Origin of the sequence: Allobosea sp. CRIB-10, from assembly GCF_900112185.1 — a bacterium.
Classification (GTDB): Bacteria; Pseudomonadota; Alphaproteobacteria; order Rhizobiales; family Beijerinckiaceae; genus Allobosea.
Window position 1 is genome coordinate 144,259 of record NZ_FOKP01000004.1, and the last position, 11,923, is coordinate 156,181.

Here is an 11,923-nt window from a genome sequence, read left to right on the forward strand (position 1 = left end):
GCTAAGCTCGCGAGAAGGTACCGGGCTGGCGCGGAAAGCTGGCGGCGCTCGGCAGCCGGGCGGTGTTCGGCCCGGGGTGCCCGTGCTGCGGTTAGGCTGACCGCGATACTCCCGGTAGACGAGATTGGCGCGGGATCCCCTCTCCTGAAGGGCGAGGGGTAGGGTGACGTGCTCGGACTGACAGCGTTGGCCTCAGCCTAACCGCGCGGTGAGCGCTCGCGGAACTGGTCAAGCCGCCTACACCTCACCCTGCCCTCTCCTTCCAGGAGAGGGTTCCCCGCGCATGACGGACCTTTCATCACATTCTGGAAAACGTCTGGCGCATCGTACGATGCCGGGAACCGCTGGTCGCCCCGACCAAGACGGCGGAAGACCTCACATGACCAGCTTGATCCGCGGCACCGAGGGATCGCGCCGCGCCGTCTCGATCACGCTGTCGAGCAGGCCGGGAAAGCGCCGATTGAACTCCTCGCGGCGGATGCTGAGGAAACGCACCGTCCCCTCTGCCCGCGACCGCGTGATCCCGGCCTCGCGCAGCTTGGCGAAATGGTAGGACAGCAGCGAGGGCGAGGCGAGCTGGGTGAAGGCGCCGCAGCGCGCCTTGTCGACCTCGTCGCAATCGGCGAGCGAGACCAGGATGCCGAGCCGGATCGGGTCGCCCAGCGCCGCGAACACGTCGGCCGGCAGGACGTCCTCGATCTGCGGATGGAAGAGCTGCTTCATCACCTCAGGCTTAATTGCCTCGGCCGCTGCTGACAAGTTTCAATGATCCTTGAATTTAGGATTGACTCATGGTCGGCCGACGCCCATGATTCAACGATCATTGAAATTGTCGGCAACTCCCCACGGAGCGCTCTGCCATGGACATCCGTCTTCTCCTGTTGGCCGGCGGCGCCTTCGCCATCGGCACCGGCAGCCTCGTCATCACCGGCATCCTCCCCAATCTCGCCGCCGCCTTCGGCGTCAGCGTCGATACGGCCGGCCTGCTGATCTCGATCTTCGCCATCGCCTATGCCATCGGCTCGCCGGTGCTCTCGACCCTGTTCGGCAATCTCGACCGTAAGCTCGTGCTGGTCGGCTCGCTCACCGTCTTCACCCTCGCCAATCTCGTCGCCGCCTTCACCAGCGACTTCACCTGGCTGATGCTGGCGCGCATCGTCATGGCGCTCGGCTCTGGCGTGTTCATGCCGGCGGCGAACGCGGTCGCCGTGGCGCTCGTGCCGCCGGAGCGCCGGGCCCGCGCCATCGCGCTGGTCACCGGCGGCATGACTGTCTCGCTGATCCTCGGCGTGCCTCTCGGCACCGCCGTCGCGACGCTCGGCTGGCACTTTCCCTTCATCGTCGTTGCGCTGTTCGGCGCGCTCGCACTCGCCGGCCTGCTGTTCAAGATGCCGGCCGGCCTGCCGCGCGGCGCCAACACGCTCGCGGAACGGCTGCAGGTCGCGCGTCGCGGCGACGTCCTGCTGGCGCTCGGCACCACCGCGCTTTGGACCACCGGCGCCTTCACGCTCTACACCTATGTCGCGCCCTTCCTCTCGGCCCATGCCGGCATCTCCGGCCATTGGCTCAGCGCGACGCTGGTCGTCACCGGCATCGGCTCGGCGCTGGGCAACCAGCTCGGCGGCCAGGCCAGCGACCGCTTCGGCCCGGTGCCGACGCTGACCTTCGTGCTGACCCTGCTCGCAGCCTCGCTCGCCGCCGCCTCGCTGGTCGCTGTGACCTTGCCGCCGACGGTCGCGATCTTCGTCCTGCCGGTGATCCTGATGATCTGGAGCGGCGCCGGATGGGCCGGGCACCCCTCGCAGATGTCGCGCCTCGCCGCGATGGCGCCTGACGCCGTCGTGGTCGCACTCTCGCTCAACGCCTCGGCGCTCTATGTCGGCATCGCCGCCGGCGCGGCGCTTGGCCAGCAGGTCCTGCGCCACGGGGCCTCCTGGGAGCTCGGCTTCGTCGGGGCGGCCTGCGAGCTCGGCGCGCTCGGCCTGCTGCTGATCGCGACGCAGCGGCGCAAGGCGGCCGCTCGCGAAGCCGCGCGCGTCAGCGAGGTTGCGACCGTGCCGACTGCGCGTTGATTAGGACCCAGATGGTTGAATGCGGTTGTTCGAACGCTATGCTGTGCGCCGAATAGGAACCTATTGGCATGGCGCCTCGCGCAAAATCAGCACTCCGGCTAACTCGGCTCAAGGTCAGAAACTGGCGGAACTTTCGCGAGGTTGAAGTACGGCTTGGAAAGCGCGCGATCTTTGTAGGACCGAACGCGTCGGGCAAATCGAATCTGCTCGATGCGATTCGGTTCCTCCGGGATTTGGTTAAACCTGTGGGCGGTGGGCTAGCTGCTGCAGTCGAGGAACGCGGCGGCATACCAAAGCTTCGGTCACTCTACGCACGGGGAACGCGCACAGACGTAGTTATCGATGTCGATGTTGGAGATGACGAAGCCCCCTTGCAGTGGTCTTACCGGCTCAGCTTCACTCGGATTGGTAAGGACAATTTTGCTAGCGTCACCGAGGAAGTCGTCAAGCGGAACGGAGAGGAAATTGCCTCTCAACGCCGCAGCAACGCTGATGACCAACAAAAGCTGGCACAGACTTTAATTCAGCAAGCTGGTCAGAATGCTCATTTCCGAGAGCTGGTCGAATTCTTTGAATCCATACGCTACCTGCACATAGTTCCTCAGATTATGCGCGATTCACGGCGGGCTCTGGAGAAAGGTGAAGACCCATATGGTGGAGACCTTTTGGAGCGAATAAATGCCACCCCTCCGAAAACGCGTAATGCTCGGCTAAGACGAATTTCGGAAGCTTTAAGGATTGCGGTCCCGCAATTCGTCAACCTTGAATTAGAGGTAGACAAACGCGGAAGTCCGCATCTGAAGGTCTTATTTAAGCATTGGCGACCGAATCCGACAACTCAAAACGAAAGTCAGCTTTCTGATGGGACGCTTCGTTTGATCGGATTTCTGTGGTCGACGAGCGAACGAGAAGGGCCTCTTCTTCTAGAAGAGCCTGAATTGTCATTGCATGAGGACGTGGCGCGGCAACTGCCCGCCATGATCGCTCGTATGCAGCGGCATTCAGGACGACAAGTTCTCATGACCACTCATTCCGAAGCGATTGCAGGCGAGCCCGGAATTGGCACTCACGAAGTGTTCCGCTTAGAGCCAGGGGAAAATGGCACTACCGCTGAGATGGCAGCAGACAACCAAGACGTTATGAATATGGTAGAAGCGGGTTTCACTGTTGGCGAGGCTGTAATGCCGATGGCTCGCCCAAAGAACATCAATCAACTTTCACTTTTCGACGTCGTCAGTGGTTAAGATAAATTTTGCATCCGAAGGGATAGTCGACGCTGCAATCGCGCGGCGACTAATTTCTCACGCGGGGGCTGAACCTGGTCTTGAAAGGCCCGCGCACGGAAAGCACAAATTAGACCCGTTGCTACAAAAATATCGAAGCGCTTCTGAACATGGCGCTCCATGGTTGGTTCTACGCGATCTGGATCGCGATTCGCTTTGCGCACCGGAGCTGTTGCGGCGCCTCGGTGTGCGACCGACGAACAATTTTTGTATGAGGATCGCGGTTCGAGAAGTCGAGAGTTGGATACTGGCAGATCGGCAAGGGCTAGCAGATTTTCTCAGAATCCCAGTTGCTAGAGTGAATCCTAGCCCAGAAGCACTCCCAAATCCGAAGCGTTATGTTATCGATCTGGCTCGCTCGTCTCGATCGCGAGACATTCGGGAGGCGATTGTTCCGCACGAAGGCAGCGGCCAGGAACAAGGGCCCGAGTATGCGGCTCAAATGGCTGGGTTCGCCGAGAACCAGTGGAATGTAGCACGCGCAATCAACGATGGGGCGGCAGCATCTTTGATAAAAGTGGATATTCGATTGAGAGAGCTTATCGCACGCCAAGGCTGACTGTGCCGCGCCTAATTAGCTTCGCCCTCATCTAAGCGCGGGAACCTGCAACAAGAATACGGACTTGCCTCGACCCGCTCGCTCAAAGAGCGCGCGGGTCCGTCGCCAACGTGACCAATCACAGAGACCACACTTCTTTTTTTGTCAGGCCCTGACCTCGAACACCATGTTGAACGGCGTCTCGGTGGCGCGGCGGAAGCGGGTGAAGCCGGCATCGAGCGCGACCTTGCGCAAACGCATCTCGCCAGCCTGCGCACCCAGCCCCAATCCGACCTCCTGCGCCATCGAGGCGGGCGTGCAGATCATCGTCGAGGCCCCATAGAAGATCCGGCCCACGGGATTGAGGTTCTGCTTGAGATTGTCATGGGCAAAGGGCTCGACGATCATCCAGGTGCCGCCCTCGGCCAGTGTCTCCTTCACGTGACGGCCGGCGCCCACCGGGTCGCCCATGTCGTGCAGGCAATCGAACATGGCGACGAGGTCATAGCTCGCCGCCGGGAAATCCTTGGCGCTCGCCCGCTCGAAGACGATGCGGTCGCCGACCCCGGCCTTCTCCGCCGCTTCCCTGCCCTTCTCGATCGAGGGCCCGTGATAGTCGAAGGCGTAGAAGCGCGACTTCGGATAGGCCTGCGCCATCAATATGGTCGAGGCGCCATGGCCGCAGCCGACATCGGCGACGACTGCGCCCGCTTCGAGCTTGGCTTTGACGCCGTCCAGCGCCGGGATCCAGCTGCTCACCAGATTGGTGTTGTAGCCCGGCCGGAAGAAGCGCTCGGTGCCGCGGAACAGGCAATTGCTGTGCTCGTGCCAGCCCAGGCCGGCGCCGGTCTTGAAGGCCTGCTCGACCTTGGGCTCGTCGACCCACATCGACTGGACGATCTCGAAGGCGCCGGCGAAGAAGGCCGGGCTGCCCTCCTCGGCGAAGGCCATGGCCTGTTCCGGCGACAGGCTGAAGCTGTCGATCGTCTCGTCATACTGCACGTACTCGGCGGCGGCCTGGGCCGAGAGCCATTCGCGGACATAGCGTTCCTTGAGGCCGGTCTTGCCGGCGAGTTCCGCAGCCGTGACCGCCTTGCCATCGGCCATCGCCTTGTAGAGGCCGAGCTGGTCGCCAAGGACGATGAGCGAGCCGGTGACGCAGGCCCCGACGTCCCCGACGAGACGTCCCACCAAGGCATCAAGCTTTTGCGGATCGGATTCACGCATGGCCAAGCTCCTCTGGTTGGGGAGGGCGTGGCCGGGGCCTGACGCGAACCGGCACGACGCCATCGCGGAAGCGGATGCTATACCCGGCCTGTCAGCGCTCAACTGCGCAAAGGGAGAAATACGCCAGCTGTGCGCGCAGGACCTGTGTGCGCATGACAGGAAGAAGCGCTTTCCGCTTCCCCCCGCCGCCTCCCCCGTCTATAGCGAGCGCCTAGCATTCATCTTCAGGCGCTCGCTGGCCCCCGCTCCTTTCGATCGGACGGGCTCTGCGCGCCCGCACGGAACCGGTCGAGCCCATGCCCAAGCGCACAGACATCAAGACGATCCTGATCATCGGCGCGGGCCCCATCATCATCGGCCAGGCCTGCGAGTTCGACTATTCCGGCACCCAGGCCTGCAAGACGCTGAAGGCCGAGGGCTACCGCATCGTCCTGGTCAACTCGAACCCGGCGACGATCATGACCGATCCGGAGCTGGCGGATGCGACCTATGTCGAGCCGATCACGCCCGAGATCGTCGCCAAGATCATCGAGAAGGAACGCAATGTCCTGGCCGGCGGCTTCGCCCTGCTGCCGACCATGGGCGGCCAGACGGCGCTCAACTGCGCCCTCTCGCTTGAGAAGATGGGCGTGCTGGAGAAGTTCGACGTCGAGATGATCGGCGCCACCGCCGACGCGATCGACAAGGCCGAGGACCGCGAGCGCTTCCGCGAGGCGATGACCAAGATCGGCCTCTCCACCCCGCGCTCGCACCATGTCAAGACGCTCGGCGCCGCGCTGGAAGCGCTGGAGGATATCGGCCTGCCGACGATCATCCGCCCGTCCTTCACCATGGGCGGCACCGGCGGCGGCATCGCCTACAACAAGAGCGAATTCATCGAGATCTGCGAGCGCGGCATCGACGCCTCGCCGACCAGCGAGATCCTGATCGAGGAGAGCGTCCTCGGCTGGAAGGAATACGAGATGGAGGTCGTCCGCGATAAGGCGGACAACTGCATCATCGTCTGCTCGATCGAGAACCTCGACCCGATGGGCGTCCACACCGGCGATTCGATCACCGTCGCCCCGGCGCTGACGCTGACCGACAAGGAATACCAGATCATGCGCGACGCCTCGCTGGCGGTGCTGCGCGAGATCGGCGTCGAGACCGGCGGCTCGAACGTTCAGTTCGCGGTCGATCCCGAGACCGGGCGCATGATCGTGATCGAGATGAATCCGCGCGTCTCGCGCTCCTCGGCACTGGCGTCGAAGGCGACCGGTTTCCCGATCGCCAAGGTCGCGGCCCGGCTTGCCATCGGCTACACGCTCGACGAGATCGAGAACGACATCACCGGCGGCGCCACCCCGGCCTCGTTCGAGCCGACGATCGACTATGTCGTTACCAAGATCCCGCGCTTCGCCTTCGAGAAGTTCCCGGGCTCCGAGCCGACGCTGACCACCGCGATGAAGTCGGTCGGCGAGGCCATGGCGATCGGCCGCACCTTCCAGGAATCGCTGCAGAAGGCGCTGCGCTCGCTGGAGACCGGCCTCGACGGGCTCGATGAGATCGAGATCGAGGGCATCGGCCAGGGCGACGACCGCAACGCGATCAAGGCGGCGCTCTCGACCCCGACGCCGGACCGCATCCTTCAGATTGCCCAGGCGATGCGCGCCGGCTTCACCGACGAGCAGATCCATGAGAGCTGCAAGGTCGATCCCTGGTTCCTCGAGCAGATGCGCGGCATCGTCGAGACCGAGGAGAAGATTCGGAAGCACGGCCTGCCGCAGACGCCGGTCGCCTTTCGCCAGCTCAAGGCGATGGGCTTCTCCGACAAGCGCCTCGCCGCGGTTGCCGGCAAGAGCGAGGCCGAGGTCCGCACCCTGCGCCGCTCGCTGCAGGTGCGCCCGGTCTACAAGCGCATCGACACCTGCGCCGCCGAGTTCGCCTCGCCGACGGCCTATATGTACTCGACCTACGCCATGCCGTTTGCCGGCGCGCCGGCCGACGAGGCCAAGCCGTCCGACCGCAAGAAGGTCGTCATCCTCGGCGGCGGGCCGAACCGGATCGGCCAGGGCATCGAGTTCGACTATTGCTGCTGCCATGCCTGCTACGCCCTGCGCGACGCCGGCTACGAGACCATCATGGTCAACTGCAATCCCGAGACGGTCTCGACCGACTACGACACCTCGGACCGGCTCTATTTCGAGCCGCTGACTGCCGAGGACGTGCTCGAGATCCTCGAGACTGAGAAGCAGGCCGGCATGCTGCACGGCGTCATCGTCCAGTTCGGCGGCCAGACCCCGCTGAAGCTGGCGCATGCCCTGGAGGAGGCCGGCATCCCGATCCTCGGCACCACGCCCGATGCGATCGACCTCGCCGAGGACCGCGACCGCTTCAAGCGCCTGCTCGACAAGCTTCATCTGAAGCAGCCCAAGAACGGCATCGCCTATTCGGTCGAGCAGTCGCGCCTGATCGCGGCCGAGCTCGGCCTGCCCTTCGTGGTGCGCCCGTCCTATGTGCTCGGCGGCCGCGCCATGGCGATCATCCGCGACGAGGTGATGTTCGAGGACTACCTGCTCGGCACCCTGCCCTCGCTGATCCCTTCGGAGGTCAAGGCCAAGTACCCGAACGACAAGACCGGCCAGATCAACACCGTGCTCGGCAAGAACCCGCTGCTGTTCGACCGCTATCTCTCGGACGCGATCGAGGTCGACGTCGATTGCCTCTGCGACGGCAAGGATGCCTTCATCGCCGGCATCATGGAGCATATCGAGGAGGCCGGCATCCATTCCGGCGATTCGGCCTGCTCGCTGCCGCCGCGCTCGCTCTCGCCCGAGCTGATCGCCGAGCTGGAGCGCCAGAGCAAGGCGATGGCGCTTGCCCTCGACGTCGGCGGCCTGATGAACGTGCAGTACGCCATCAAGGACGGCGAAATCTATGTGCTCGAGGTCAATCCGCGCGCATCACGCACCGTGCCCTTCGTCGCCAAGGTGATCGGCCAGCCGATCGCCAAGATCGCGGCGCGGCTGATGGCCGGCGAGAAGCTCGCGAGCTTCAACCTGAAGCAGGAGAAGCTCCAGCATGTCGGCGTGAAGGAGGCGGTGTTCCCCTTCGCGCGCTTCCCCGGCGTCGACGTCCTGCTCGGGCCGGAGATGCGCTCGACCGGCGAGGTCATCGGCCTCGACCGCTCCTTCGACGTCGCCTTCGCCAAGAGCCAGCTCGGCGCCGGCTCGAAGGTCCCGGTCAAGGGCACGCTCTTCGTCTCGGTCCGCGACGAGGACAAGCCGCGCATCCTGCCCTCGGTCGCGATCCTGGCCGAGCTCGGCTTCCAGATCGTCGCGACCGGCGGCACGCTGCGCCTGCTCCAGGACAACGGCATCCGCGCCAGCAAGATCAACAAGGTGCTGGAAGGCCGCCCGCACGTCGTCGACGCCATCAAGAACGGCGAGATCCAGCTCGTCTTCAATACAACCGACGGCCCACAGGCGCTGGCGGACTCGCGCTCGCTGCGCCGGGCGGCCCTCTTGCACAAGGTGCCCTATTATACCACCTTGGCCGGAGCGATCGCCGCGGCGGAGGGCATCAAGGCCTATTGCAGCGGCGATCTCGAAGTGAGGTCGCTGCAATCCTATTTCGCCCGCGCCGCCTGAACCGGCTGCGCGGCGAAGTAGTTTTCTGACGATCGGGAGCGATTCGGGCGCGTCGGCCCCAAGTTGGCGCGTGACCGATCGCTTTTCATAACTGGGACGGAACGATGGACAAGGTTCCCATGACGGCCGGCGGTTTCGCCGCCCTCGAAGTCGAGTTGAAGCAGCGCCAGCAGGTCGAGCGCCCGCGCATCATCACGGCGATCGCCGAAGCGCGCGCGCTGGGCGATCTCTCGGAGAATGCCGAGTATCACGCTGCCAAGGAGGCCCAATCGCTGAACGAGGGCCGCATCATGGAGCTCGAATCGCTCATCGGCCGCGCCGACATCATCGATGTCAGCAAGCTCGGCGGCGACACGATCAAGTTCGGCGCGACCGTCAAGTTGATCGACGACGATACCGAGGAAGAGAAGCTCTACCAGATCGTCGGCGAGCCGGAATCGGACGTGAAGTCCGGCAAGGTCTCGATCGGCTCGCCGATCGCGCGCGCTTTGATCGGCAAGAAGGTCGGCGATTCCGTCCAGGTCAACACGCCCGGCGGCGGCAAGTCCTATGAGGTCGTCAGCGTCGCCTTCCGCTGATCGGACGACTTGGCCAGTCCTGCGGCAGTCCCTAGATTAGAGATCCGACTGCCTGCCGGAGACCACGCCATGACCACGCGTCGCGCATTTCTCACCGGGTCCGCCGCGCTCGCTGCCGGCGGGCTCTTTTCGCTTCCGGTGCTGGCGCAGGGCATCGCTATCGGAGGGATTCGCGTCGATGCGCGCCTGCTCGGCCCGCAGGGCTGGGGCGAGAATGCGCCGCGGATCGGCCGCGCCCTCGAGCGGGAACTCGCTCGTCAGCTCATCTCGCTGCGCCAGCGCGGCGGCCCGATCCTGCTCGTCACCGTCAAAGGCCTCTGGCTCGCCAGCGCCGCCGGCGGCGGCATGGCCGGCGATGGCGGTGGCGGCAACAGCGACGATATGGACACGGTCGCTGATGTGATCGACCGCGGCCGCCTGATCGTCAGCCACAACATCCGCTCGATGCTCCCCTCCAATTCGGGAGGCGCCTGGTATCGGCCGGACATCGACGAGCGCCGAGTCGCTGCCCTGCTCGAGAACAACGCCCTGTGGATCAAGCGCTATCTCGGCGCCTGAGGCCATGCTCGTCCGCCGCGCCATCCTGATCGGCCTGGCCACGACAATGCTGGCGGGCTGCCAGACGATCGGGCAGACCGCGCCGCCGGTCGCGATCGGCACGATCCGCATCGACACCGGGCCGCTCGCCGCGAAGGGGCAGAGCGCCACCGCCGCCGAGATCAAACCGATGCTGGAGCGCGAGCTCGCCAGCCTCCGCAGCGCCCGCGGCGCAACCCTGCAGGTGACGGTCTCCGGGCTCTACCTGACGAGCTATGCCGGCGGGCAGGCCGCAACCCTGGGCAACGACACGCTCGAAAGCGAAGCGGTACTGGTCGGCCCGGATGGCCGGGAGATCGCCCGCTATCCGATCATGTCGATCATGGCGCCGAGCTTCAGCGGCGCCTGGTATCGGCCGGATATCAACCAGCGGCGGATCGACGCCTTGGTCGCGAACAACGCCCAGTGGATCAGGCGCTATATCGGCGGCTGACCGAATGCTCTAAAGCGGCGCGATCGGCGCGTCCTTGACCCGGTCGAGCGCCAGCGCCGTGCGGACATTGCGCACATTCGGCAGCGCCGTCAGGTCGGCGACGAAATCCTGGAAGGCCTTAAGGTCGGTTGCGACGCATTTCAGGATGAAGTCGATGTCGCCCGAGAGCGTCCAGCACTCGCGCACCAGCGACCAGTCGCGGATCCGCTCCTGGAAGGCGGCAAGGTCGGCCTCGGCCTGGCTGGCGAGATGGACGAAGGCGAAACAGACCACCTCGATGCCGAGCTTGCGCTCGTCGAGGAGCGCCCGGTAGCCGGTGATGACACCGGCCTCCTCCAGCGCGCGCACGCGTCGCAGGCAAGGCGGCGGCGAGATACCGACCCGGCTCGCGAGCTCGACATTGGTCATGCGCCCGTCGCTCTGCAGCTCCGTCAGGATGCGGAGATCGATCTCGTCGAGTTTAGAGCGCACAAATCCTCCTGAAAAATGGCCGCGCAGGTGTAGACGGGCCATCGACGCGTTACAAGGCGTCGATCCACGCCAATTCCGGGCCAAACCGTCGTGCCGACAGAAAAGACGCCTTCCCTCTGGGTTCTAACCGACGGCAAGGCCGGCGACGAGGTCCAGTGCCTCGGCGTTGCCGAGCGGATCGGCGTCGTCCCCGAGATCCGCCGGATCAATCCCGGCAAGCCCTGGAGCTGGCTGATGCCGCGCGGGCCGATCGATCCGCGCGAGGCGCCCGACCGGCCGGGCAGCCCGATCCGCCCGCCCTTCCCCGACATCGCCATCGCCTCGGGCCGGCGCGCCGTGGCCTATCTGCGCGCCGTCAAGAAGGCCTCGAACGGGGCGACCTTCACCGTCTTCCTCAAGGACCCGCGCACTGGGACCGCCGCCGCCGACCTGATCTGGGTCTCCGAGCATGACCGCCTGCGCGGGCAGAACGTGCTGGTGACGATCACCTCGCCGCACCGGCTGGCGCCGGACGTTTTGGCCGCGGCGCGGGCCGCGCCGTTGCCCGAGATCGCCGCCCTGCCCTCGCCCCGCGCCGCCGTGCTGGTCGGCGGCGACAGCCGCCACCATACGTTCCGGCCCGAGGATATCGAACGCTTCGCCCGCGAGCTCGACGCCCTCGCCGCCTCCGGCGTCGCATTGATGGGCTCACGCTCGCGCCGCACCCCGCCGGCGCTGGACGCCGCGATCGGGGAGGTCCTCCGCCGCCATGGCGGCTGGTGGTGGGACGGGACCAGTGCCAACCCCTATGTGCCTCTGCTCGCCAATGCCGATGCGATCGTCGCCACCGCCGATTCCACCAACATGATCGGCGAGGCCGCCGCGACCGGCGCACCGATCCTGGTGTTCGAACCGCATGGCGGTCACGGCAAGCTGGCCAAGTTCCTGGAAGCCCTGAAGCGCTACGGCGCTGTGCACCATTTCCAGGGCAAGCTTGAAGGCGCCCGCTACGACCCGCTAGACTCGACCGGAACGATCGCCGCAGCCGTGCTCGACGGCTGGCGGCGTCACAAGGCTGCAACGGGGCTGGACTGAAGCCGCTCCGATACCGATATC

10 protein-coding genes are annotated in these 11,923 nt (G+C 65.1%); 7 read left to right on the forward strand and 3 right to left on the reverse strand.

Annotation, left to right across the window (positions count from 1 at the left end; genetic code table 11):
* Window positions 1–375: 375 nt before the first annotated feature.
* Window positions 376–759: an ArsR/SmtB family transcription factor gene (locus BMZ69_RS07690; protein WP_244543261.1), complete on the reverse strand. Its 384-nt coding sequence runs from the start codon at window positions 757–759 to the stop codon at window positions 376–378.
* 101 nt (window positions 760–860) lie between these two features.
* Between BMZ69_RS07690 and BMZ69_RS07695 the strand changes: the two genes are divergently transcribed.
* Both BMZ69_RS07695 and BMZ69_RS07700 read left to right on the forward strand, forming a co-directional pair.
* Complete coding sequence (locus tag BMZ69_RS07695; protein WP_092155988.1) at window positions 861–2,072, forward strand: MFS transporter; 1,212 nt, start codon at window positions 861–863, stop codon at window positions 2,070–2,072.
* A 68-nt stretch (window positions 2,073–2,140) separates the two neighbouring features.
* The gene (locus BMZ69_RS07700) at window positions 2,141–3,316 is read left to right on the forward strand and encodes an AAA family ATPase (RefSeq protein WP_092155989.1); all 1,176 of its coding nucleotides are present in this window, start codon (window positions 2,141–2,143) and stop codon (window positions 3,314–3,316) included.
* A gap of 742 nt (window positions 3,317–4,058) precedes the next feature.
* Here BMZ69_RS07700 and BMZ69_RS07705 read toward each other — a convergent pair.
* A complete protein-coding gene (locus BMZ69_RS07705; protein WP_092155990.1) occupies window positions 4,059–5,120 on the reverse strand; it encodes a class I SAM-dependent methyltransferase in 1,062 nt (353 codons plus the stop codon).
* Between the two features lie 296 nt (window positions 5,121–5,416).
* On the opposite strand from BMZ69_RS07705, the gene carB reads away from it, so the two are divergent.
* The 4 genes from carB (at window position 5,417) to BMZ69_RS07725 (ending at window position 10,357) form a co-directional block, all read left to right on the forward strand.
* A complete protein-coding gene (gene carB / locus BMZ69_RS07710) occupies window positions 5,417–8,749 on the forward strand; it encodes a carbamoyl-phosphate synthase large subunit (protein WP_092155991.1) in 3,333 nt (1,110 codons plus the stop codon).
* Between the two features lie 104 nt (window positions 8,750–8,853).
* Window positions 8,854–9,327, forward strand: coding sequence for a transcription elongation factor GreA (gene greA, locus BMZ69_RS07715; protein WP_092155992.1), 474 nt, complete (start codon window positions 8,854–8,856; stop codon window positions 9,325–9,327).
* A 69-nt stretch (window positions 9,328–9,396) separates the two neighbouring features.
* Window positions 9,397–9,885 carry a twin-arginine translocation signal domain-containing protein gene (locus BMZ69_RS07720; RefSeq protein ID WP_092155993.1) on the forward strand — a complete coding sequence of 163 codons (489 nt, stop codon included), beginning with the start codon at window positions 9,397–9,399 and terminating at the stop codon, window positions 9,883–9,885.
* Between the two features lie 4 nt (window positions 9,886–9,889).
* Window positions 9,890–10,357 carry a hypothetical protein gene (locus BMZ69_RS07725; RefSeq protein WP_092155994.1) on the forward strand — a complete coding sequence of 156 codons (468 nt, stop codon included), beginning with the start codon at window positions 9,890–9,892 and terminating at the stop codon, window positions 10,355–10,357.
* A 9-nt stretch (window positions 10,358–10,366) separates the two neighbouring features.
* On the opposite strand, the gene BMZ69_RS07730 is transcribed toward BMZ69_RS07725, so the two are convergent.
* Window positions 10,367–10,828, reverse strand: coding sequence for an Lrp/AsnC family transcriptional regulator (locus tag BMZ69_RS07730; RefSeq protein ID WP_175506710.1), 462 nt, complete (start codon window positions 10,826–10,828; stop codon window positions 10,367–10,369).
* Window positions 10,829–10,918: 90 nt separating this feature from the next.
* Here BMZ69_RS07730 and BMZ69_RS07735 point away from each other — a divergent pair, with 90 nt between their 5' ends.
* A complete protein-coding gene (locus tag BMZ69_RS07735; protein WP_092155996.1) occupies window positions 10,919–11,902 on the forward strand; it encodes a mitochondrial fission ELM1 family protein in 984 nt (327 codons plus the stop codon).
* Window positions 11,903–11,923 lie beyond the last annotated feature (21 nt).

Excerpts from the sequence above, each read along its gene's own strand:
- greA (WP_092155992.1), top strand. The coding sequence starts at position 8,854 with ATGGACAAGGTTCCCATGACGGCCGGCGGTTTCGCCGCCCTCGAAGTC.
- BMZ69_RS07705 (WP_092155990.1), bottom strand. The coding sequence starts at position 5,120 with ATGCGTGAATCCGATCCGCAAAAGCTTGATGCCTTGGTGGGACGTCTC.
- BMZ69_RS07720 (WP_092155993.1), top strand. The coding sequence starts at position 9,397 with ATGACCACGCGTCGCGCATTTCTCACCGGGTCCGCCGCGCTCGCTGCC.
- BMZ69_RS07695 (WP_092155988.1), top strand. The coding sequence starts at position 861 with ATGGACATCCGTCTTCTCCTGTTGGCCGGCGGCGCCTTCGCCATCGGC.
- BMZ69_RS07700 (WP_092155989.1), top strand. The coding sequence starts at position 2,141 with ATGGCGCCTCGCGCAAAATCAGCACTCCGGCTAACTCGGCTCAAGGTC.
- BMZ69_RS07725 (WP_092155994.1), top strand. The coding sequence starts at position 9,890 with ATGCTCGTCCGCCGCGCCATCCTGATCGGCCTGGCCACGACAATGCTG.
- carB (WP_092155991.1), top strand. The coding sequence starts at position 5,417 with ATGCCCAAGCGCACAGACATCAAGACGATCCTGATCATCGGCGCGGGC.